This is a genomic window from Agrobacterium genomosp. 13 str. CFBP 6927 (assembly GCA_900012615.1).
Taxonomy (GTDB): Bacteria; Pseudomonadota; Alphaproteobacteria; order Rhizobiales; family Rhizobiaceae; genus Agrobacterium.
In genome coordinates, this window is record LT009757.1 from 1,916,368 (window position 1) to 1,937,519 (window position 21,152).

Sequence of the window (21,152 nt, forward strand, 5' to 3'; positions counted from 1 at the left end):
GGAGATTTGCGATGAACGCCAATATTACGCTGAACGAAGACATCACCCCCATCGGAACGGATTACGACACGGTGCGCGGGGTTATCGAGCTTTTGACGCTGGATTATCGCGAGCAGCCCTCCCTCGAAGCCATAGCCGCAGAGCTCGGCCAGTCGCCGACGCAATTGCAGAAGACCTTCACCCGCTGGGCCGGCCTTTCGCCCAAGGCATTCCTGCAGGCCGTAACGCTCGATCATGCCAAGCGGCTGTTGCGCGAAGAGGATTTGCCGCTGCTGGAAACCTCGATCGAGGTCGGCATGTCGGGGCCTGGACGTCTGCACGATCTGTTCGTCACCCATGAGGCCATGTCGCCCGGCGAATGGAAGGCCAAGGGCGGCGGGCTGACGATCCGTTACGGTTTCCACACCTCGCCCTTCGGGCTTGCGCTGGTCATGGTGACCGATCGTGGCCTTGCCGGCTGCGCCTTTGCCGATCCGGGTGAGGAAAGGGCCTGTTTCGAGGACATGGCCGGCCGCTGGCCGAATGCGGACTATGTCGAGGATCGCGAAGCGACCGCGCCCTATGCCGCCCGCATCTTCGATCCGTCCATGTGGTCGGCGGACAGGCCGTTGCGCGTCGTGCTGCTCGGCACGGATTTTCAGGTGCGTGTCTGGGAAAGCCTCCTGAAAATCCCGATGGGCCGCGCCGTCACCTATTCGCACATCGCCTGCGATATCGGCCAGCCCACCGCGTCGCGTGCGGTCGGTGCGGCGGTCGGCGCCAACCCGGTGTCCTTCGTCGTTCCATGCCATCGCGCCGTGGGTAAAAGCGGGGCTCTGACGGGGTATCACTGGGGCCTGACCCGGAAGCGCGCGATGCTCGGCTGGGAAACGGGGAAGGTGTGATTGGATTGATTATCTTTTCCGATCTGACTTAGATCTCTTTGATCTAGGCGCATATTGCACGGGTTCTTCATATGCGACGTCATCCTCGGGCTTGACCCGAGGATCCACGACCAAGCCGCTTGTGGATCCTCGCCTCAAGGGCGAGGATGACGGGGGGCGAACATTGCCCGCGAATGGCCTGACGAGACTTAAACCAGTTCCATCAACGCCCGCGCCGCCGCCTCGTCTGTTATCAGCGTATTGCAGCCGATCCGCTTGATCGTGGCCCGGATGGCGATGGCGCGGTGGGCGCCGCCGGAGGCCAGCACGATGTGTTTTGCCTTACGTAGCGTATCGAGATCGATCGCCATGGCGCGCTGGTTGATCGGGTGATCGACCGAGCGGCCTTCGGCATCGATGAAGTTGAACATGGTGTCGCAGACGCAGCCGGCATCGATGAGTTCCTGCAGCGTCGCCTTGGAAATGAAACCTTCCGACAACGAGGTCGAATGCGGGCCGATATCGCCGCAGGAGACGATGGCGAGATCGAGCGTTTCGGCGAGATCGTAAAGCGTCGCAAGCCCGCATTTTTCGATCAGCGCCCGTTTTGTCTCGACGGAATCCACCAGAAGCGGCGCAAGGAACATGTAACATTCCGCCCCGAGCGCGCTCGCCAGCCGCCAGGTGTAATCGAGCGGGTTGGTCTGGTGCACGGCGACGATGCCGCCGAGCAGCGACACGACCTTGCAATTTTCCCGGCGCGGCGGGCGGAAGCTGGAAAGCGAAGCGGTCATGGTGCGGCCCCAGCCGACGCCGATGGTGGCCTCGTTCGGCACCGCTTCGGAGAGAAATTGCCCGAGCGCCAGCCCGACGGCCTTTGCTGTGCCTTCGGCGTTCGCTTTATCCGGGGATGGGCCGGGGGAAGGGATGATCACCGCCTCGTCCAGCCCATAAGCCGCCTCCAGCTGGCCGGCCAGCTCGACGAAATCCTCGATGCCTTCGTTGATCCAGATCTGCACTTCGGAGCGCTTCATCGCCTCGTCCAGAAGGCGGATGACGGTGGAGCGGCTGATGCCGAGTTTTTCCGCGACGTCTTTCTGCGTCATGCCCTGATTATAATAAAGCCATGCGGCGCGTAGCCGCAGAGACGCCGCTTCCGAATAGGCCGTATGGGTTTCTCTTCTCAGTTTCGCCACGGTTTCCGCCATTCTTTATTAGCGACCGAGTATCGCAGGCGTGAAACTTATGTCAATTGCGATGCGCAAATGTCTTGACTTTTGGCCCTGTCGCTTGCGATAGTCGGAGCCGGACAGAACCGCGATTTCGGCCTTGGGCGCACCCATGGTGCGGGAACGAAAAGACGGCTTGGCAAGTTTTGAAGAGATCATGAAGGATCATTCGGTATGACGTCTAAACTCGAACAACTTCGCGCCATCACCACGGTCGTTGCCGATACCGGCGATATCGAGGCGGTTGCGCGCCTGAAGCCGGTGGATTGCACCACCAACCCCACCATCGTTCTGAAAGCTCTCGGCACCCCGGCCTTTGCCGATGCGGTGAAGGAAGCCGTCGCCTGGGGCAAGAAGCAGGGCGGCCAGTCCGACGCCGTCGTCGCTGCCGTTGCCGATCGTCTCGCCATTTCCGTGGGTGCGGCTCTCGCCGGCCTCGTTCCGGGCCGTGTGTCGACCGAAGTCGATGCCGACCTTTCCTTCGACACCGAAGCCTCCATCACTAAGGCGCGACACATCATTGCCGCCTATAAGGAGCGCGGCATCGAGCGTGAACGCATCCTCATCAAGCTCGCTTCCACCTGGGAAGGCATCAAGGCCGCCGAGGTTCTCCAGTCCGAAGGTATCGACTGCAACCTGACGCTGCTCTTCTCGCAGGCCCAGGCGATTGCCTGCGCCGAAGCCAAGGTCTTCCTCATCTCGCCCTTCGTCGGCCGTATTCTCGACTGGTACAAGAAGTCCACCGGTGAGACCTACACCGCCGAGACCGATCCGGGCGTCGTGTCGGTGCGCAGCATCTACAATTATTACAAGGCCAATGGCATCAGCACCGTCGTCATGGGGGCCTCCTTCCGCAATGTCGGTGAAATCGAAGCGCTGGCCGGTTGCGACCGCCTGACGATCAGCCCGGCGCTGCTGGAAGAGCTGGACAAGGACAGCGGCAAGCTGGAGCGCAAGCTTTCGCCTGACAATATCAAGGCCGAGCCGCTGCAGTCGCTTGACGAAAAGGCATTCCGCTGGGCGCTCAACGAAGATGCGATGGCCACCGAGAAGCTTTCGGAAGGCATCCGCCTGTTCGCCAAGGATTTGGTGACGCTGCGCGAGATGGTCCGCAAGGAACTGACGCTGGCGGCCGCCTGATAAAAGGAAGGGGAACCATCCCGGTTCCCCTTGCGTTTACACCACATAAATCTCCAGTCATGCAAAAACGCGATCGGATCCCTGCCGGTCGCGTTTTTGTGTGTTTCAGTCGTTGGCGTTTCCCGTCGCCACTGCGGAAATGCGCTGTGCCGCATCGCGGATCAGCGCTTCGCAGGCCTCGCGCGTCGGCGCCTTGCCATTAAGCGGGGTGATATAGGGGCAGGTAATGACGGCAAGGGCGGTGCCGTCGAGCGTCAGCACCGGGGCGGAGATATTGCGCACGCCGGCGGTCTGAAGGCTGTCCATGGATTCGAAGCCCTGTCGGCGCACCTGCGCCAGCCGTTCTGCCAGCCCCTGAGGCACGGTCTCGCCGCCGCCACGCACCTGTTCGGTGACCATGATCTCGCGTTGCGCATCGGTCTGGAAAGCCAGAAGTACATGGCCGGAACCCGTGTGGAACAGGCTCATCTGTGCGCCCACGCGCAGGGACATGGCCCAATAGGTTGAGGATTCCTGCTGGGCGATGACGACGACGCCACCGCGGTCATAGACGGCCAGATGGCAGGCCTGCGCGGCGCTGGCCGAAAAATCGCGCATGACAGGGGCGGCAAAGGAGACGAGGCGGCGGATCGGCGCGTGGAAATGCGCCAGCCCGAACATCTTCAGCGTCAACGAAAACCGGTCACCCTCCAGCCGCTGCACGTAACCGCGGCGCACCAGCCGGTCCAGCATGCGGTAAAGTTCATTCGGGCTTTTGCCGATCGACTTGGCGATCTCGATCTGCGTCAGTCCGCCATCGGTACGGGCCAGAAGCTCGAGAATATCAAGACCCTTGTCGAGGGCGGGAGCGCGGTATCTTTCGCTGTCGTCGTCGGTCATCTGGCCTCGATGGTGTTTTGCGTGGTCGCCGGATGGGCAGCCTGAAAATATGGTTGCCCGATCGCCGACATCCGCGCAAGTTTGCTTGACGCCATATGAATACCGCGTTTACATATGAATTGTCGATCCATATTTGAGATCATCGAAATTCAGCGACCTGAACCCCGATGGGCGGGCGCGCTATAGCGGGAGGCTATTCATGGTGCAGGATTTTAACGGCCGGACAGTGGTAATCACCGCCGCCGGCCAGGGTATCGGCCGGGCGACGGCGGAGCGCTTCATATCGCTCGGCGCGCGCGTCATTGCCACCGATATCAACGAACAGGCGCTTTCCACCCTGAAAGGTGCGGAAACGCGGGTTCTGAACGTACTGGATGGCGATGGCGTGAAGGATTTCGCCGCCGATATCGGCCATGCCGATGTGCTGTTCAACTGCGCCGGTTTCGTTCATTCCGGCACCATTCTCGATTGCGAAGAAAAAGACTGGGATTTCTCTTTCGATCTCAACGCCAAGGCCATGTACCGCACCTGCCGCGCCTTCCTTCCCGGCATGCTGGAAAAGGGCAAGGGCGCGATCGTCAACATGTCCTCGGTTGCATCAAGCGTGAAGGGCGTGCCGAACCGTTTCGCCTATACCGCCTCCAAGGCGGCCGTTGTGGGTTTGACCAAGGCCATTGCAGCCGATTTCGTCACCAAGGGCATTCGCTGTAACGCCATCTGCCCCGGCACTGTCGACAGCCCGTCCCTGCATGACCGCTTGCGCGCCACCGGCAATTACGAGCAGGCGCTGGCGGATTTCATCGCCCGACAGCCGATGGGCCGCATCGCCACGCCGGAAGAAATTGCGGCGCTCGTGACGTATCTCGCTTCTGATGAGGCAGGCTTCACCACCGGCCAGATCCATGTGATCGATGGTGGTTGGACGGGCTGAGGGATTATTGCGGGAGAGAGGAGACGGGGCCGGCGTGTATTCGCCGGTTGAGGTTTTAACATCTCCACAAACTCAACTTCATCCTCGGGCTTGACCCAGGAGAGTGTGCAGTTTTCAGAGATTAAAGGCGACCGGCGTAAAAGCCGGTCGCCTTTTTTCGTTCAGACGACCGCGCTTCCGGCCATCAGTGCAAGCACGAGGAAGACCAGGAAGATCACCACGGCGATGAAGAACAATATTCGGGCCACGCCCGCCGCCGCCGCCGAAATGCCGGTAAAGCCGAATACGCCCGCGATCAAAGAAATAACAAAGAAAATAAGAGCCCATTTCAGCATGGAGCTTCCCCTTTCGCTTAATTTTCAAGAGTCTGCCGTCTCGCAGCGGACTCTCGAAAATGACGCGCAAAAGGCGAAAATGTTCCATGCTCCCGCAAAAATCGTTGTTTTGGAGCGTTTTCACTTTCCTCGAATGGCGACAACCCCCGGACTCTTTGTCCTGCCGCATTTTCGGACGGAAACCGGGGGCCGCCTTTCCTGGGTGCGCTCTAAATCCCTCTTTCACCTACCGCATCGATGCGGTGGGCTTTCCAGGTGGTGCGGATGAAAGTGGCAACGAAAGCAAGGCTCATGAAAAGCACGATGGTGGGGGCAGGGGCGCTGTCTATCAGGAAGCTCAGCCATATGCCGCAGAGCGATGACGTGACCGCCACCGCAATGGCCACAACCAGCATGGTGGAGAAGCGTCGCGTCAGCAGGAAGGCGATCGCGCCCGGCGCAACCAGCATGGCCACCGAGAGGATGATGCCGACCGCCTTCAGCGCGCCAACCACCGTCAGCGACAGAACCATCAGCAGACCGTAATGCAGAACACGCACCGGCAGGCCGATTGCTTTGGCATGCTGCGGATCGAAGGCGTTGACCAGCAAATCTTTACGCAGGATGCCGAGAAACAGTGTGGCGAAAAGCGCGATCAGGCCCGTCTCCAGCATGTCCGACGGCGCAATGCCCAGCATGTCACCGAAGAGAATGTGGTCGAGATGCATATCGCTCTGCACCTTCACGTACAGCACCAGCCCCAGCCCGAACATGCCGGAAAAGACGATGCCAAGCACCGTGTCTTCCTTGATGCGGCTGTTTTCCTTGATGAAACCGGTGCCGAGCGCGCAGATCATGCCGGCAATGAACGCACCGATGGAAAGCGGGATATTGACGATATAGGCCAGCACCACGCCGGGCAGCACGGCATGGGAAACCGCATCGCCCATCAGCGACCAGCCTTTCAGCACCAGAAGACAGGAGAGCATCGCCATCGGTACCGCAATCATCAGCGTGATCACGAAGGCATATTGCATGAAGGGCAGCTGAAACGGCAGCACGGCGAGTTCGAGATATTCACTCATGGCGTTTCCCCCAGCGCCTTGCGGGCCTTGGCCCGGGATGCGAGCAGCCCGTGTTTGGGGGCGAAGACGAAGGCGGCAAGGAAGATCGCGGTCTGCAGCACAACGATGACCCCGCCGGTCGCGCCATCCAGAAAATAGCTGAGATACGCGCCGACGAAGCTGGTGGCCGCGCCGATGATGAGGCTCATCAGGATCAGCCGTTCGAAACGGTCGGTCAGGAGATAGGCGGTGGCGCCGGGTGTCACCACCATGGCGACGACAAGGAAGGCCCCGACCGTCTGAAGGGCGGCAACAGTGGACGCGGCAAGCAGGGTGAAAAAGATCACCTTCAGCACTTCAGGCTTCAGCCCCACGGTGCGGGCGTGGTTTTCGTCGAAGAACACCACCATAAGGTCACGCCATTTCAGCGCCAGAACCAGCAGGCTGATGCCGCCGATCAGCGCCAGCTGAATCGTGTCTTCGGCGGTGATGGCCAGAATATTGCCAAGCACGATGGTCTGGATATTGATCGAGGTGGGCGAGAGCGACACCATGAACAGGCCAAGCCCGAAAAACGAGGTGAAGATCAGCCCGATGATCGCGTCTTCCTTCAGCCGCGTCTTCTGGTTCAGGAACAGCATGGAGCCGGCCGCAAGTCCGCCGGAAAGGAACGCGCCGAGCGAAAAGGGCAGGCCCAGCATATAGGCGCCCGCCACACCCGGAACGATGGCGTGGGAAAGCGCATCGCCGATCAGCGACCAGCCCTTCAGCATCAGATAGGCCGAGAGAAAGCCGCAGACGCCCCCCACCAGTGCGCTGACCCAGATGGCGTTCAGCATGTAACCATAGGTGAAAGGCTCAAGAAGGCTGTTTATCATCGACTTTTTCTTTCGGAGCCTGCGGATCATGTCCGTTCTGGCCATTCTTGCCGTAAATCACGAAAGGCCGCTCGTCATCGGTGATGACCTTCACCCGGCGCGGATCGGCGTCGTTATGCAGGTCCGCCCCGCCAAGCACGAAGTGACGCAGGCTGCCGCCAAAGGCCTTTTGCAGGTTCTCCTCGTTGAAGGTATCCGCGGTCTTGCCCGATGCCAGCACCGTACCCTTGACGAAGACGGCGCGGTCACAGAATTCCGGCACGCTGCCGAGATTGTGGGTGGAGACCAGCATGACGCGGCCCTCGTCGCGCAGCGCCTTCAAAAGTGCGACGATCTGCTCTTCCGTCGTCACGTCGACACCGGTGAAAGGCTCGTCCAGCAGGATGACCTGACCCTCCTGCGCCAGCGCGCGGGCCAGAAACACCCGCTTCTTTTGCCCCCCGGAGAGTTCGCCGATCTGGCGCTTGCGATAATCGAGCATGTTGACGCGTTTCAGCGCCTCTTCGACCATGTGATGGTCTCGTTTCGAGGGGATACGCAGGAAATTCATGTGGCCATAACGGCCCATCATCACCACATCCTCCACCAGCACCGGAAAGCTCCAGTCCACCTCCTCGGCCTGGGGCACATAAGCGACGAGGTTTTTCCGGAGCGCTTCCTTCACCGGCAGGTCGAAAATAGAGACGGAACCGGCGGCCAGCGGCACGAAACCCATGATCGCCTTGAAAATCGTGGACTTGCCGGCGCCATTGACGCCGACAAGTGCAGTGATCGTACCGCGTGGAATGGAAAAGCTGGCATTTCTTAATGCGGTGTGGCCGTTTCGATAGGTCACTGTCGCATTTTGAACCGTCAGGCCGCCGCCTGATTTTTTATTGCCCATTCTCATGAAGACAGTCCCTTGGCGATGGTTTCGCTCGTCACCCGCAAGAGGTCGAGATAGGTCGGGACCGGGCCGTCGGCTTCGCTCAGCGAATCCACGTAGAGTATGCCGCCATAGGCCGCGCCGGTTTCCTTGGCCACCTGCTGGGCCGGATCGGCGGAAACCGTGCTTTCGCTGAAGATCACCTGGATATTATGCTCACGCATGGCGTCGATCACGCCGCGCACCTGCTGTGGGGTGCCTTGGCTGTCGGCATTGACCGGCCACAGGAACAGTTCCTTCAGGCCGAAATCGCGGGCGAGGTAAGAAAAGGCGCCTTCGCTCGTTACCAACCAGCGCTTGTTTTCCGGCAGAACGGAAAGCGTGTCGCGGATCGGCTGCACGGTGGCCTTGATCTTGTCCGAATAGGCCTTGGCATTGGCGGCATAGACATCGGCATGAGCTGGGTCGATCTCGGCCAGTCCCTTGCGGATATTTTCCACATAGATCAAGGCGTTATCGGGTGACATCCAGGCGTGTGGATTGGGTTTTCCCTGATAGGCGCCGCCACTGATCGCCATCGGCGTCACACCCTCGCTCACCGTCACGCTCGGCACGCCGGAGAGGTTGGCCAGGAATTTTTCGAACCACAATTCCAGATTGAGACCGTTACGCAGGACCAGATCGGCCTTGCGGGCTTTCAGAATGTCGCGCGGGGTTGGCTGGTAATTGTGAATTTCCGCGCCCGGCTTGGTGATGCTCTCCACCTCGGCCGCATCGCCCGCCACATTGCGCGCCATGTCGGCGATGATGGTGAAGGTGGTGACCACCGTGGGTTTCTCCTGCGCCTTTTCCTGAGCGATGGCGGCGGCGGGAAGAAAAAGCGAAAAAGCGAAAATGGCATGCCGGATTTTCTGGAAATTCACGTCTGTCACCGAATGTTGTTGCGATTAATTCGCAATACCATCTGTTATAAAATCACGTTTGTCAACGCTATTGCAAATCATTCGCAATTTAGCAGAATTCGCAAATGTCCGAAAATGGTGCGTTTTTGCGGGTGCAACGCCGGGCGGGTTAAACTTTTTTCAATGAGAAAGCGGCACTATCGCAAGGCTCGGGACAGCGTGGTCCAGGGCTTTATCCCGCGTGTGTTCCTCATCTTTCGAGCCACGTTTCGGGGTGAGGGCGATAAGGCGGGGTACTTGATGTCAGGATGTTGCGGGTGAAGGCTGTATTCGGACGAATGCGGTTTTCGCGCAAACTCGTTATGATCGGAGGCGGGATCCTGCTCTTGGCGGGTGCGACCGGTTCTGCTGCCGTGTTTATCGGCAGCGAGCGGCTGCTTGGACCATCCTACGCCTCCGCCAACGGGCTTTCATGCGACGCAGTCCAGACGGTCAACATCCGCAAGAACGGCTCCCTCTGGGTGCGCAAATTCATCCGCACCGATGGCGGCGACGGCACGGAGCGGTTAAAGACCGCCCTGCGCGTCGCCAAGGCAGTTTACGACAAGCAGAAGCCCGATCTGGTGCAGGTTTCCGTGCTCGACAGGAATGGGCCGCAACTGCGCTCGGAAATGCGGGGCCGTGCCATTGCCGCACAGGTGGTCTTCATTGCCGATCCGGCAAAAATTCCCGAGGGCGCGGATGCCCAGCGCTATTCGGCCTTTTATTATGACGGCGCAGCCAATGGCAGCGGCCAGTTTTACGGGCTGCGCATCGATTTGCCGCTGGAAGACAGCGAAGCAATGGCCGCAAGCCTGACGGATATGACCGATTGCGCAACGCCCGCTGCGGATGCCGCCGGCGAAAGCCAGGATGGAAAGGGCGCGAAAGCGGCGTCGGGGCACGGCGAAACCAAGGGCGGACACGATGCTGCGCCCGCGCAGACCAAGGACGGCGGCGCTGTTGATAGTGAAACTCACTCTCCCGAGGCTTCATCGCCCGAAGCCCATGGTGAACCCACCGCCGACGACCTCCTGACCTCCACACCGGAAGCCGATGGCGGCAGCATCTTCAGCATGACCTACCTGAAATCACTGATCTTCGGAAAAGGCTCGACGACCGCGCAGGCGGCGGAGGGAAAGCCGGCTGAGAGTGCGCCGGCGGAAGAGCCGGTTGCGGGGAAGTCGGGGCATTAAGAGGCTTTAGCTCGCCTAGTTGTGCCGGACGTGCGAGCCGGCATTCGGTCACGACGCAATCGCACCGGCCCCGGCTAAAAGCGGGGTAACGATCATATGAGAACCGTAGCCACCAGCGAATGTCATCCTCGGGCTTGACCCGAGGACCCATTCACGATCACGAAATTGGTTGGCTGTGGATCCTCGGGTCAAGCCCGAGGGCGACGAACGAGAAAATTTCGTTCTTGCAGGCGGCCACGAGGCCGCCTTGGTTTTCGTCCGGTCAATCCGCCTTGTTGCGGCGGGCCGGGAAGAGGATGACGTCTCGGATCGAGGGCGCGTTGGTCAGAAGCATGATCAGGCGGTCGACGCCGATGCCAAGGCCGCCGGCGGGCGGCATGCCCTGGTCGATGGCGTCGAGGAACTCGTCGTCCAGCTGCTTGTCCTTTTCGCCGCGGGCGTGCGCCTGCTCCAGCTGCTCCACCATGCGGCGGCGCTGTTCTTCCGGATCGTTGAGTTCCGAGAAGGCATTGCCCACTTCCCAGGCGTTGCAATAGCTTTCGAAACGCTCGACGAGGCGCGGTTCGCCCGGCACTTCCTTGGCGAAGGGCGAGATGTCCTTCGGGAAATGCGTGACATGGCTCGGCTGGATCAGCGTGCCTTCCACCTTCTCCTCAAAGATGAAGGCAAGGCATTCGCCCCAGGTCCAGTCCTTCTCGACAGCAAAGCCGGCAGCCTTGGCGGCGGCGCGGGCCTCTTCGTCGGTCTTGATGGCGAGGAAGTCGATACCGGTCGCTTCCTTCACGGCATCAGGCATCGGGACGCGCTTGAACGGACCCTTGAAGGAGATCGTCTGGCCCTGGAATTCAACTTCGGTCGTGCCGTGAAGGGCAATCGCCAGCGTCTCGAACAGCCGCTCCACGAGACCCATGATGTCCTCGTAATCGGCATAGGCCCAGTAACACTCCATCATGGTGAATTCAGGATTGTGCCTTGTGGAAACGCCTTCGTTGCGGAAGTTGCGGTTGATTTCGAACACCTTGTCGGTCAGGCCCGAAACCAGCGTGCGCTTCAGGAACAGTTCCGGCGCGATGCGCAGATACATGTCCATCTTCAGCGTGTTGTGGAAGGTCTTGAACGGGTCGGCCGTCGCACCGCCATAGATGGTCTGCAGCATCGGCGTTTCCACCTCGAGGAAGCCTTCGGCCTCCATGAAGCGGCGGATGCCGGAGAGGATCTTCGAGCGCTGCAGGAAGCGCAGCTTGGATTCCTCGTTGGAGAGGATATCGAGGTGGCGCTTGCGGTAACGCAGCTCGATGTCGGAGACGCCGTGCCACTTTTCCGGCATCGGCAGCAGCGACTTCGTCAGCATGGTGATTTCTTCGGCGTTGATCGTCAGCTCACCGCGCTTGGTGCGGCGCACCTTGCCGGTCACGCCGATGATGTCGCCGATATCGATCATCGGCAAAAGGTTGCGCGCCGCTTCCGGCGTCGTGTCCTTGTGGGAGAAGATTTGCACCTTGCCCGAGGCGTCATGGATATCCATGAACATGCCCGAATTGCGCGAGGAATAAACGCGGCCGGCAACCGTCACCGTATCGCCGGTTTCGACGTCGGCTTCGATATCGGCATATTTTTCCGCGAGCTCCGCATTGGTCAGCGTGCGGTGGAAATGCGCCGGATAGACATCGCCGATCTGCTCGCGCAGCAGCGCGAGTTTCTGGCGGCGCACTTCGGTGGCGTCGGAGGAGAGGGCGGTGGTTTCGGTCGTCTTGTCGTTCATCGTATTCGCCTTCAGCGGGCTTGTTCGTTGCGGTTACCCTGTGCGCTCCGGGCTTACCCCCCTCTGTCCTGCCGGACATCTCCCCCTCAAGGGGGGAGATCGACAAGCGGCGGGCACCGTGCCCATGGAACGAGCGGGTGCGGCACCTGATCTCCCCCCTTGAGGGGGAGATGCCCGGCAGGGCAGAGGGGGGTAAAGCCCCAAGCAGAGGGCGTATTCTAGAATGCTGCCGTCACCGCCAGCACATAACTATCAGCTTCCGCTGCCAACCATCGTGGCCACAACGGCAATCGCCATCTTCAACCGCTGGCGCACAACGGAGCGGCCAAGCAGCGCCATCGAGTCAAACAACGGCAGCGAGCGCGAGGAACCGGAGACGGCGACGAAAAGCGGCGGCGTCACGACGCGCAGCTTCTTGCCAGTGCGTTCGGCGACATCGCGCAGTTCGGCCTCGATCGCTTCCACGTTCCAGTCCGGCATCTTCTCGAGGTCGGCGGCAACCGTGGTGAGGATTTCGTGGATTTCCTCGGGTTTGCTTTTGAGCCCGGCGAAGGAAGCCGGCGTCAGGCCGACATCGCTCGCCAGCAGAAAGCCGGCGAGGTTCGGCAATTCGCCTAGTCTGGAAATGCGGCTCTGGGCAAGCTTCAGGCCTTCGGTGAGGCGGGCATTTTCCATCGCCCATTCCAGCGTGCGGGCAATGAACTCCTCCGGCGAAAGCTTCTCGCGCAGCCAGCGGCCGTTCAGCCAGTCCAGCTTCTGGATGTCGAAGATGGCGCCGGCCTTGGAAAGCGCTTCCGGGTCGAACTTCGCCGCCAGCTCGTCCATGGTCAGAAGTTCTTCGCCTTCGGCGATCTGGATGAAGAACAGGCCAAGGAAGTTCATCAGCGCTTCCGGCAGGTAACCGAGCGCGGAATAATAGGAGATAGATGTCGGGTTCTTGCGCTTGGAAAGCTTCGACTTGTCGGCGTTGCGCATCAGCGAGAGATGCATGAACGTGGGCTGGTCCCAGCCGAAATAACGGTAAAGCAGAATGTGCTTGGGCACGGATGCCAGCCATTCTTCGCCGCGCGCCACATGGGTGATTTTCATCAGATGGTCGTCGATGACGTTTGCCATGTGATAGGTCGGCATGCCGTCGGCCTTGATCAGCACCTGCATGTCGACCGAATCCCACGGGATCGAGACATCGCCATAAACGCCGTCATGGAAATCGCACGAACCTTCGGTCGGGATTTTCATGCGCACGACGTTGGCCTCGCCGGCGGCGACGCGGGCGGTGACTTCCTCGGCCTTCAGGTTGAGGCAGTGGCCATCATATTTCGGCGGCTTGCCGGCGGCGCGCTGGGCTTCGCGCATTTCTTCCAGCCGCTCGGGCGTGCAGAAACAGCGGAAGGCATGGCCTTTTTCCAGCAGCTCTTCTGCATAGGGCCAGTACATGGCCTTGCGCTCGGACTGGCGGTAGGGACCGTAAGGGCCCCCGACGTCAGGGCCTTCCGACCAGGTCAGCCCGGTCCAGCGCAGGGCTTCCAGCACTTTCTGCTCATATTCGAGGGTCGAGCGGGTGGCGTCGGTATCCTCGATGCGCAGGATGAACTCACCGCCATGTTTCTTGGCGAAGAGATAGTTGAACAGCGCGATATAGGCGGTGCCGACATGCGGCTCGCCGGTGGGGGAAGGTGCGATGCGGACGCGAACGCCGGAAGTGGTCATGAAATTCACTCGTCGTGACGTGGCAGTGACATCGGGGCGGTTTCACCCGTCTGTCACGATGTTTTCGTTTGGATGCGGCAGGAAATCATGTTGGAAGACGCAATGAAAGCGCCTTTTGCACATTCCCGTTCGGCTTCGGCTTAGGCCATATTCTGCCGCAGGCGTCAAGGAAATACGAAGCCCGCGTTGGTTCAGCGTCCTGGCCGAGAGTCCTAGCTCACTGGCCAGACGTAAAGCAGCATCGGAATGCTGGCGATGACGATCATGATCGACAGCGGCAGGCCAAGGCGCGGATAGTCGCTGAAGCGATAACCGCCGGGGCCCATGACCAGCGTATTGCACTGGTGGCCGATGGGGGTGAGGAAATCGCAGCCGGCGCCGATCGCCACCGCCATCAGGAAGGCCTCCGGCCGGAAACCGAGCGTGGTGGCGAAACCGGCGGCGATGGGAGCCATGACCAGCACGGTGGCGGCATTGTTGAGAAAGGGCGTCACCGCCATGGCGGTGAGCAGGATCATGCCCAGCGCCGCAAAAGGCGGTAATCCCTGCGCAGCATGACCGAGCCAGGCGGCGATCAATTCGCTCGCGCCGCTGGTGCGCAGGCTGTCGCTGACGGGAATGAGGGCGGCGAGCATGACGAGGATCGGCCCGTCGATGGATTTATAGACCTCGGTGAGCGGGATTGCGCCAACGACGATCATCAGGAAAGCGGCGGCGAAAAAGGCGACGGAGACCGGCACCAGCCCGCTGCCGGCGGCGATCATGGCGGCGGCAAGTACGATGACGGGTAAAAGCGCGCGGCGCTGCACGCCAAGCAGGATTTCGCGTTGTGCCAGCGGCAGCAGCGAAAATTCCTGCAATACCTGCGGCAGGTTCTTGCGGCTTCCCTGCAGCAGGATCACATCGCCCGCCTGCAGCGTCAGGTCGGAGAGCCGCTGGTTGACGCGCTGGCCGCGGCGGCTGACCGCAATCAGATTGACGCCACGTGTGTAGGACAGTGCCAGTTCGCGTGCGGAAATTCCGTTGAGAACGGATTCATTGCCAATCACCGCCTCCATGGAGATAAGGTCGGCGGTTTTCTGGCCGTTTTCCGTCAGCGGCTTGCCGGATAGCAGCAGCTTCGCCTGCGAGACGATGCGGTCCAGGCCTTCCGGGTTGCCTTCGAGAAGAATGGTGTCGCCCGGTTTCAGATTGACGTCGGGAAAGGGGGAGATGCGCCGTGGTCCGCGCAGGATGGTGCTGGCGATCACGTCGCCATCCGCCTGTTTCAAAAGCTCGCGCAGCGGCCTGTCCGCATAGGTGCTGTCGGCAGGCAGCGTCGCTTCGGCGGTATAGGCCGACTGGTCGAGAATATCTTCCACCGATGCCTGCTGCCGGTTGCGCACGGGCAGCAGCCGGTAACCAAAGGTCAGGAAGACGATGCCGATCACCGTCAGCCCGAGGCCGACGGGTGTGAAGTCGAACATCGAAAAGCTCTGCCCGGTCATTTCCTCGCGCAGCCGCGAGACGACGATGTTGGGCGAGGTACCGATCTGCGTCATCAACCCGCCCAGCAGGGCGGCAAAGGCCATGGGCATCAGATAATAGGAGACCGGGCTGCCGGATTTGCGGGCGAACTGGAACGCGACCGGCATCATGATGGCAAGCGCACCGATATTCTTGATGAAGGCCGACATGATGGCGACGACGATCATCAGAAAGGCCAGCTGCAGGCCCTTGGAATGCATTTCTGGGAAATATTTCTTGATGGTCATGTCGACGATGCCGGAACGTGCCACCGCCGAACTGACCACCAGCGCACTGCCGACGATGATGACGATATCATCCGAAAAACCGGAGAAAGCCTTCTCGAAAGGCACGACACCAACGGCCACGGCCACCAGCAAGGCGCTGCAGGCGACAACATCATAACGGAACCTGTCCCAGATGAACGCGACCATCATGCCGGCGATCACGGTGAAGGCGAGGATCTGGTCGGTTGTCATGCTGGCTGTTTGCTTTCGAAGGAGATGCGGCGGGAATGACTCTATCGATGAGGATATCGAAGAACGCAAGCCGGGGTGAAGCGGTTCCGGAGTGGGATGGTCATTCATATCTTTCCGTCATACCGGCCCCTGAGCCGGTATCCAGCCGACGCGGCTCTCACGCGACGAGGGGAGTTTTTTCAGCCCAAGGACTTGGGCTGGCTGGATGCCGGATCAAGTCCGGCATGACGGAGCGGAGGGATTGTCAGAGAAGAAAATGGGCAATGTCGTCCCAGGCTGGATTGAGATCTTCAATCAACTTGATCTTCCATGCCCTCGGCCAGTTTTTTATCGTCTTTTCTCTCGCAATTGCGTCCGTGACGAGATCGTATGTTTCGAACCACACAAGCGTCTTAACGCCATAACGGGTTGTGAAGCCGGGCGTCAAATTGTTCTGATGTTCATATAAACGGTGAGAAAGGTCGCTTGTTACGCCAGTATAGAGCGTACCGTTTCTTTTGGATGCAAGAATATAAACGTAACCTTCGCGCATGAGAAAAGCATGCGCAAAGGTCATTGTTTTGGCAAGAGGTGAAACTATTTCCGTCATACCGGACTTGATCCGGTATCCAGCCGACGCGCGTCTGCGCGGCGAGAGGAGTTTTTCAGCCCAAGGACTTGGGCTGACTGGATGCCGGATCAAGTCCGGCATGACGGAAGTGCGGTCAATGTGCCTCTTCAGCACTCGCCTTCTTCCGGCGCCGCGCGTTGCGGGCCAGCATGTTGAGCAGTTCCACCAGCGCCGAAAACGCCATGGCGGCATAGACGTAGCCCTTGGGAACATGGAAGCCCATGCCTTCGGCGATCAGCGTCGTGCCGATCATCATCAGGAAGGCGAGCGCCAGCATGACGATGGTGGGGTTGCGCTCGATGAAGTTGGCAAGCGGGGTTGCGGCGAGCAGCATGACGGCGACGGCCACGACGACGGCGACGATCATGATCGGCAGATGTGGTGTCATGCCGACGGCGGTGATGATGCTGTCCACCGAGAAGACGAGGTCGAGCAGCAGGATCTGGCCGATGGCTGCGCCGAAATTCATCGCCACGGGACCGCCGACCATGTCTTCCTTGTGATCTTCGGGATCGACATTGTGGTGGATTTCCTTGGTGGCCTTCCACATCAGGAAGAGACCGCCGGCGATCAGGATCATGTCCTTCCAGGAGAAGGCATGGTCGAAGATTTCGAAGACCGGCGTGGTCAGCTGCACGATCCAGGCGACGGTGCCGAGCAGGCCAAGGCGCATCACCAGAGCAAGGCCGATACCGATCTTGCGGGCTTTTTCGCGCTGTTCGGGCGGCAGCTTGTTGGTGAGGATCGAGATGAAGATCAGGTTGTCGATGCCGAGCACGACCTCCATGACGATAAGCGTGACGAGCGCCACCCACGCAGCGGGGTCGGACAGGAGAGGGAGAACGGACTCCATCAGGGAATATTTCCTTTCAGCAACAAGGACGGCCGAGAATTCGGTCAACGAGATTTATAGCGCAATACGCGAGAAACAAGGAGATGAAGTGCCTTCTAGGCAAGATTTCATCGAAATTTCGCGCAAGCCGCGTATCGGCGCTGGCGCCGTTGCTGAATGATCTCAGGCCTTGTCGGTTCCGTAGGCGGCCATGAATACCTTGATGGCGCTGGTAATCACCCGGTCCAGCTCCTCTTCGGGCACCGGGCCGTCGATTTCTCCAAACAGCCGCAGCTTGAAGAAAGTGCCGGTGGAAAGCTCGATATATTGCCGTGCAGCCAGCTCAACGTCGTCGACCTTCAGATGGCCGAGCGCGACATGGTGCTCGATGAAATCCTGAAGCACGGTGCGGACATTGTTGGGTGCGGCGATGAAGAAACGCTGCGCCAGCTTCGGCATACGGTCGATGACGCCGATGACCGAGCGCATGGCCGGGATCATCTCCGAGCAGATCATCTTGTTGGCAAAGGCCTTGCCGAACTGCTTCAGCCCCTCGCGCACCTCTTCGGTGCCGGCCAGAATATTGCGCATGGAAGTGGCGAATTCCTGCCGGTGATGGTCGACGAGGGCGGCGAACAGATCCTCCTTGTTGGAGAAGTAGACATAGATCGTACCCTTGGAAACGCCCGCTTCCCGGGTAATGTCGTTCATGCTGGCGGCGTCGAAGCCCTTGCGCTTGAAAACGCGCCAGGCGCCCGCCAGAATCTGCTCACGCTTGGCCGGGTCTTCGCCCGCCGCAAAACGTCCGCCGGGGCTTCCGGGACAGCCCGCTTCCATGTCCGCTTCAATATCCATGTCTTCCCCTGCCATCATTATCGCCTCCTAGCACGGCAACGGCGTAAAAAAATTAACCAGACGTCGAACCAAACGGTTCGATAACACTTGATATGTGTCAGGAAAGAGATTATGTCAATCGAACCGAACGGTTCAGTTCGAAAACTTTCTTCAATCCTATCACGGTACAATCTCATGTCGGCCCAGAAGAATAGCGCGGTTCGCGCCGTCAACGATGCGGAAGAGGCGGATGTTTCCGCCAAGGCCGAGACCTCTCCGGCAAAGCCGGTCGAGGCCCCGCCTCAGACCCCGGCACAGACCGTCGCTGCGCCGAAGCAGAAGAAGCGCTCGAAGCTTCTGCCGATCTTTGCCATCGCCCTTCTCGCCGGTGCCGGCTGGTATGGTTACAACTGGTGGATCGACGGCCGCTTCATGGTCTCGACCGATGATGCCTATATAGAAGGTGACATTGCCGTCATCGCGCCCAAGGTTTCCGGTTACGTCGCCAAGGTGAACGTGGTCGAGAACCAGGAAGTCAAGGCGGGCGATCCGCTGGTGACGCTGGACGACGGCGACTATCGCATCGCGCTCGATCAGGCAGAAGCGCAGATCCGTACCGAAGAACTGTCGCTGAAGCGCATCGACGCGCAGATCGTTGGCGGCGAAGCGTCTCTGGAACAGGCCGTCGCCCAGAAGGGCGCGCTGGATGCCGCCCTTCGCGGTGCCGAAATCACCCAGAAGCGCGCCAGCGAACTGCAGGCGAAGGATGTCGGCACGGTTGCCGCTTCCGACAATGCGCAAGTCGCGCTCGATCAGGCCAAGGCGAATGTCGTGGCCGGTGATGCCGCCATCTCTTCGGCGAAAGCAAATGTCGAGCTTCTGCGCGCCCAGCGCGAGGAGGCCGAAAGCACCGTCCGCTCGCTGCAGCTTTCACGCGACAAGGCCGCCCGCGATCTTTCCTTCACGGTTCTGAAGGCGCCCTATGACGGCGTCATCGGCAATCTGGCGGTTCAGAACGGCGATCTTGTCTCGGTCGGCAAGCGTCTCGCTTCGCTGGTGCCGATGAACGAGCTTTATATCGACGCCAATTTCAAGGAAACGCAGCTTGCGCGCGTGGTTCCGGGTTCGAAGGTTCGCGTGCATGTGGACGCCTTTGACGATGCGACCATTGAAGGCACGGTGCAGTCGATTTCGCCCGGTTCGGGTTCGGTCTTCTCCATGCTGCCGCCGGAAAATGCGACGGGCAACTTCACCAAGGTCATCCAGCGCGTGCCGGTGCGTATCGTCTTTTCGAAGGACGACCTTGCCAAGCACAATCTGCGCGCAGGCCTGAGCGTCGTTGTCGATGTTGACACCCGTACGGCGCCTGAAGCCACCAAAACGGCGCAAGTTAACCCGGAAGCCAAGTAAGGCGCATCGCTGATGCGTCGTTGAGGGCAAGATCATGGCGGCTACGGTTGTCGGTACGGGCGGGGCGTCCATCCCCGCCGATCCCCCGATGGACAGGCGCAGGCTCATCGCGTTTTTCGCGATGGTCTTCGGCATGTTCATGTCCATTCTCGATATTCAGATCGTCTCCGCCTCGCTGGCGGAAATCCAGGCCGGCCTCGGTGCGGGGTCGGATGAAATCGCCTGGGTGCAGACCTCCTATCTGATCGCCGAAGTCATCATGATCCCGCTGTCGGGCACGCTGGCGCGCATCCTGTCCACGCGTGTGCTCTTTGCCACCTGCGCGGCCGGTTTCACCATATCGAGCGCTCTCTGCGCCACTGCCACCAATATCGACCAGATGATCGTCTACCGCGCGATCCAGGGCTTTATCGGCGGCGGCATGATCCCCTCCGTGTTCGCCGCCGCCTTCACGATCTTCCCGCCTTCGAAGCGCTCGGTCGTCTCGCCGATCATCGGTCTCGTCGCAACGCTCGCGCCCACCATCGGCCCGACGGTCGGCGGTTATCTTTCCAATGCCTTTTCCTGGCACTGGCTGTTCCTCGTCAACATCATCCCCGGCATCATCGTCACCATCCTGACCTGGAGCCTGATCGATTTCGACAAGCCGGAAAAGTCGCTCTGGAAGAAGTTCGACTGGTGGGGGCTGATCTCCATGGCGGTCTTCCTCGGCTCGCTGGAATATGTGCTGGAAGAGGGCAATAACAAGGACTGGTTCAACGACGAGCATATCGTGCTTGGATCGGTGGCCATGGTCATCGGTGCCGTGGTGTTCTTCTGGCGCGCCTTCAAGGTGGAATTCCCTGTCGTCGATATCCGCGCTTTCGCCGACCGAAACTTCTCCATCGGCTCGCTGTTTTCCTTTGTCATGGGCATCGGGCTTTACGGGCTGACCTATCTTTACCCGCTCTATCTTGGCCGGGTGAGGGGCTATGATGCGCTGATGATCGGCGAGACCATGTTCGTGTCAGGCCTTGCCATGTTCTTCACCGCGCCGATTGCCGGCAAGGTCTCCACCAAGCTTGATCCGCGGGCGATGATGGCGATCGGTTTCATCAGCTTCGGCTGCGGCACATGGATCATGACCTATGTGACCACCGACTGGGATTTTTATGAACTTCTGATCCCGCAGATCCTGCGCGGCTTCGGGCTGATGATGTGCATGGTGCCGATCAACAACATCGCGCTCGGCACCTTGCCGCCCGCCCGCATCCGCAATGCATCCGGCCTGTTCAACCTCACCCGCAACCTTGGCGGCGCGGTCGGACTTGCCGTCATCAACACCATGCTGTCGCAGCGCACGGACGATCATTATGTGCGGCTGGCGGAACATGTCAGCTATTCCAACCCGCAGGCGCTGGAATGGCTGAACAGTGTCGGCGCCAACTATGATTCCTACGGGCTGGACGGCGCTTCCGTCGCGATCAAGAAACTGGTCGGCATGGTGTCGCAGCAGGCATGGATACTGGCCTTCGCAGATGTGTTTTTCGCGCTGACGCTTTTGTTCGGCAGCCTGATCTTCATGACGATCCTGATCCAGAAACCCAAGGCAGCGCCGCCGCCAGACGCGGCGCACTAAAACAATCCCCTCCCATCCACCGCAGAGCTGGGGCCGTCGGAAATGACGGCCCCTTTTTTATTTTGAATATGGAGCGAGCGGGCGCGGCATA

19 protein-coding genes are annotated in these 21,152 nt (G+C 60.1%); 6 read left to right on the plus strand and 13 right to left on the minus strand.

Translation table 11 applies throughout. The annotated features are described in order from the left end of the window. Window positions 1-11: 11 nt before the first annotated feature. Window positions 12-884, plus strand: coding sequence for a methylated-DNA--[protein]-cysteine S-methyltransferase (locus AGR13A_RS22990; protein ID WP_080839795.1), 873 nt, complete (start codon window positions 12-14; stop codon window positions 882-884). Window positions 885-1,072: 188 nt separating this feature from the next. Here AGR13A_RS22990 and AGR13A_RS22995 read toward each other — a convergent pair whose 3' ends face one another. Next, on the minus strand, window positions 1,073-2,059 hold the full coding sequence (locus tag AGR13A_RS22995) for a sugar-binding transcriptional regulator (protein ID WP_035259694.1): 987 nt from the start codon (window positions 2,057-2,059) through the stop codon (window positions 1,073-1,075). A gap of 207 nt (window positions 2,060-2,266) precedes the next feature. On the opposite strand from AGR13A_RS22995, the gene tal reads away from it, so the two are divergent. Then, window positions 2,267-3,232 (plus strand): transaldolase, encoded by a 966-nt coding sequence (tal, locus tag AGR13A_RS23000; RefSeq protein ID WP_080839797.1) that lies wholly within the window; start codon window positions 2,267-2,269, stop codon window positions 3,230-3,232. Between the two features lie 105 nt (window positions 3,233-3,337). Here the strand turns inward: tal and AGR13A_RS23005 are convergent, their stop codons facing one another. Continuing rightward, window positions 3,338-4,111 (minus strand): IclR family transcriptional regulator, encoded by a 774-nt coding sequence (locus tag AGR13A_RS23005; RefSeq protein WP_080839799.1) that lies wholly within the window; start codon window positions 4,109-4,111, stop codon window positions 3,338-3,340. Window positions 4,112-4,310: 199 nt separating this feature from the next. Here AGR13A_RS23005 and AGR13A_RS23010 point away from each other — a divergent pair, with 199 nt between their 5' ends. Beyond that, entirely contained in the window at window positions 4,311-5,042 is a 732-nt protein-coding gene (locus AGR13A_RS23010) for an SDR family oxidoreductase (RefSeq protein ID WP_003499083.1), read from the plus strand. Between the two features lie 161 nt (window positions 5,043-5,203). Here the strand turns inward: AGR13A_RS23010 and AGR13A_RS23015 are convergent, their stop codons facing one another. The 5 genes from AGR13A_RS23015 to AGR13A_RS23035 all read right to left on the minus strand — a co-directional run bounded on the left by AGR13A_RS23015 (window position 5,204) and on the right by AGR13A_RS23035 (window position 9,086). Further along, window positions 5,204-5,377 (minus strand): DUF1328 domain-containing protein, encoded by a 174-nt coding sequence (locus AGR13A_RS23015; RefSeq protein ID WP_003499086.1) that lies wholly within the window; start codon window positions 5,375-5,377, stop codon window positions 5,204-5,206. A gap of 209 nt (window positions 5,378-5,586) precedes the next feature. Further along, the gene (locus AGR13A_RS23020) at window positions 5,587-6,441 is read right to left on the minus strand and encodes a metal ABC transporter permease (protein WP_080839801.1); all 855 of its coding nucleotides are present in this window, start codon (window positions 6,439-6,441) and stop codon (window positions 5,587-5,589) included. Continuing rightward, window positions 6,438-7,298 carry a metal ABC transporter permease gene (locus AGR13A_RS23025; RefSeq protein WP_080839803.1) on the minus strand — a complete coding sequence of 287 codons (861 nt, stop codon included), beginning with the start codon at window positions 7,296-7,298 and terminating at the stop codon, window positions 6,438-6,440. The genes AGR13A_RS23020 and AGR13A_RS23025 overlap by 4 nt, the downstream gene beginning before the upstream one ends. Further along, a complete protein-coding gene (locus AGR13A_RS23030) occupies window positions 7,279-8,187 on the minus strand; it encodes a manganese/iron ABC transporter ATP-binding protein (RefSeq protein WP_167377617.1) in 909 nt (302 codons plus the stop codon). Before AGR13A_RS23030 ends, AGR13A_RS23025 begins: the two co-directional genes overlap by 20 nt. Then, window positions 8,184-9,086, minus strand: a complete 903-nt coding sequence (locus AGR13A_RS23035) for a metal ABC transporter substrate-binding protein (RefSeq protein ID WP_167377618.1) — start codon at window positions 9,084-9,086, stop codon at window positions 8,184-8,186. Before AGR13A_RS23035 ends, AGR13A_RS23030 begins: the two co-directional genes overlap by 4 nt. A 317-nt stretch (window positions 9,087-9,403) precedes the next feature. Between AGR13A_RS23035 and AGR13A_RS23040 the strand changes: the two genes are divergently transcribed. Further along, window positions 9,404-10,300 carry a hypothetical protein gene (locus tag AGR13A_RS23040; RefSeq protein WP_167377643.1) on the plus strand — a complete coding sequence of 299 codons (897 nt, stop codon included), beginning with the start codon at window positions 9,404-9,406 and terminating at the stop codon, window positions 10,298-10,300. Window positions 10,301-10,562: 262 nt separating this feature from the next. Here the strand turns inward: AGR13A_RS23040 and lysS are convergent, their stop codons facing one another. The 6 genes from lysS to AGR13A_RS23070 form a co-directional block, all read right to left on the minus strand. Beyond that, window positions 10,563-12,062 (minus strand): lysine--tRNA ligase, encoded by a 1,500-nt coding sequence (gene lysS, locus AGR13A_RS23045; RefSeq protein WP_059759522.1) that lies wholly within the window; start codon window positions 12,060-12,062, stop codon window positions 10,563-10,565. A 252-nt stretch (window positions 12,063-12,314) separates the two neighbouring features. After that, window positions 12,315-13,772 (minus strand): glutamate--tRNA ligase, encoded by a 1,458-nt coding sequence (gene gltX, locus AGR13A_RS23050; RefSeq protein ID WP_080840437.1) that lies wholly within the window; start codon window positions 13,770-13,772, stop codon window positions 12,315-12,317. A 212-nt stretch (window positions 13,773-13,984) separates the two neighbouring features. Then, a complete protein-coding gene (locus AGR13A_RS23055) occupies window positions 13,985-15,757 on the minus strand; it encodes an SLC13 family permease (RefSeq protein WP_080839809.1) in 1,773 nt (590 codons plus the stop codon). A gap of 244 nt (window positions 15,758-16,001) precedes the next feature. Continuing rightward, window positions 16,002-16,313, minus strand: a complete 312-nt coding sequence (locus AGR13A_RS23060; protein WP_080839811.1) for a GIY-YIG nuclease family protein — start codon at window positions 16,311-16,313, stop codon at window positions 16,002-16,004. A gap of 148 nt (window positions 16,314-16,461) precedes the next feature. Next, window positions 16,462-17,220 carry a TerC family protein gene (locus tag AGR13A_RS23065; RefSeq protein WP_035228222.1) on the minus strand — a complete coding sequence of 253 codons (759 nt, stop codon included), beginning with the start codon at window positions 17,218-17,220 and terminating at the stop codon, window positions 16,462-16,464. A gap of 162 nt (window positions 17,221-17,382) precedes the next feature. Beyond that, window positions 17,383-18,069, minus strand: a complete 687-nt coding sequence (locus AGR13A_RS23070; protein WP_035228220.1) for a TetR/AcrR family transcriptional regulator — start codon at window positions 18,067-18,069, stop codon at window positions 17,383-17,385. Window positions 18,070-18,228: 159 nt separating this feature from the next. On the opposite strand from AGR13A_RS23070, the gene AGR13A_RS23075 reads away from it, so the two are divergent. Continuing rightward, a complete protein-coding gene (locus AGR13A_RS23075) occupies window positions 18,229-19,443 on the plus strand; it encodes an HlyD family secretion protein (protein ID WP_080839813.1) in 1,215 nt (404 codons plus the stop codon). Between the two features lie 34 nt (window positions 19,444-19,477). Continuing rightward, window positions 19,478-21,061, plus strand: coding sequence for a DHA2 family efflux MFS transporter permease subunit (locus AGR13A_RS23080; RefSeq protein WP_035243163.1), 1,584 nt, complete (start codon window positions 19,478-19,480; stop codon window positions 21,059-21,061). The last annotated feature ends 91 nt before the right edge of the window (window positions 21,062-21,152 follow it).

Excerpts from the sequence above, each read along its gene's own strand:
- AGR13A_RS22990 (WP_080839795.1), top strand. The coding sequence starts at position 12 with ATGAACGCCAATATTACGCTGAACGAAGACATCACCCCCATCGGAACG.
- tal (WP_080839797.1), top strand. The coding sequence starts at position 2,267 with ATGACGTCTAAACTCGAACAACTTCGCGCCATCACCACGGTCGTTGCC.
- AGR13A_RS23005 (WP_080839799.1), bottom strand. The coding sequence starts at position 4,111 with ATGACCGACGACGACAGCGAAAGATACCGCGCTCCCGCCCTCGACAAG.
- AGR13A_RS23010 (WP_003499083.1), top strand. The coding sequence starts at position 4,311 with ATGGTGCAGGATTTTAACGGCCGGACAGTGGTAATCACCGCCGCCGGC.
- AGR13A_RS23015 (WP_003499086.1), bottom strand. The coding sequence starts at position 5,377 with ATGCTGAAATGGGCTCTTATTTTCTTTGTTATTTCTTTGATCGCGGGC.
- AGR13A_RS23020 (WP_080839801.1), bottom strand. The coding sequence starts at position 6,441 with ATGAGTGAATATCTCGAACTCGCCGTGCTGCCGTTTCAGCTGCCCTTC.
- AGR13A_RS23025 (WP_080839803.1), bottom strand. The coding sequence starts at position 7,298 with ATGATAAACAGCCTTCTTGAGCCTTTCACCTATGGTTACATGCTGAAC.
- AGR13A_RS23030 (WP_167377617.1), bottom strand. The coding sequence starts at position 8,187 with ATGAGAATGGGCAATAAAAAATCAGGCGGCGGCCTGACGGTTCAAAAT.
- AGR13A_RS23040 (WP_167377643.1), top strand. The coding sequence starts at position 9,404 with ATGCGGTTTTCGCGCAAACTCGTTATGATCGGAGGCGGGATCCTGCTC.
- lysS (WP_059759522.1), bottom strand. The coding sequence starts at position 12,062 with ATGAACGACAAGACGACCGAAACCACCGCCCTCTCCTCCGACGCCACC.
- gltX (WP_080840437.1), bottom strand. The coding sequence starts at position 13,772 with ATGACCACTTCCGGCGTTCGCGTCCGCATCGCACCTTCCCCCACCGGC.
- AGR13A_RS23055 (WP_080839809.1), bottom strand. The coding sequence starts at position 15,757 with ATGACAACCGACCAGATCCTCGCCTTCACCGTGATCGCCGGCATGATG.
- AGR13A_RS23060 (WP_080839811.1), bottom strand. The coding sequence starts at position 16,313 with ATGACCTTTGCGCATGCTTTTCTCATGCGCGAAGGTTACGTTTATATT.
- AGR13A_RS23065 (WP_035228222.1), bottom strand. The coding sequence starts at position 17,220 with ATGGAGTCCGTTCTCCCTCTCCTGTCCGACCCCGCTGCGTGGGTGGCG.
- AGR13A_RS23070 (WP_035228220.1), bottom strand. The coding sequence starts at position 18,069 with ATGGCAGGGGAAGACATGGATATTGAAGCGGACATGGAAGCGGGCTGT.
- AGR13A_RS23075 (WP_080839813.1), top strand. The coding sequence starts at position 18,229 with ATGTCGGCCCAGAAGAATAGCGCGGTTCGCGCCGTCAACGATGCGGAA.
- AGR13A_RS23080 (WP_035243163.1), top strand. The coding sequence starts at position 19,478 with ATGGCGGCTACGGTTGTCGGTACGGGCGGGGCGTCCATCCCCGCCGAT.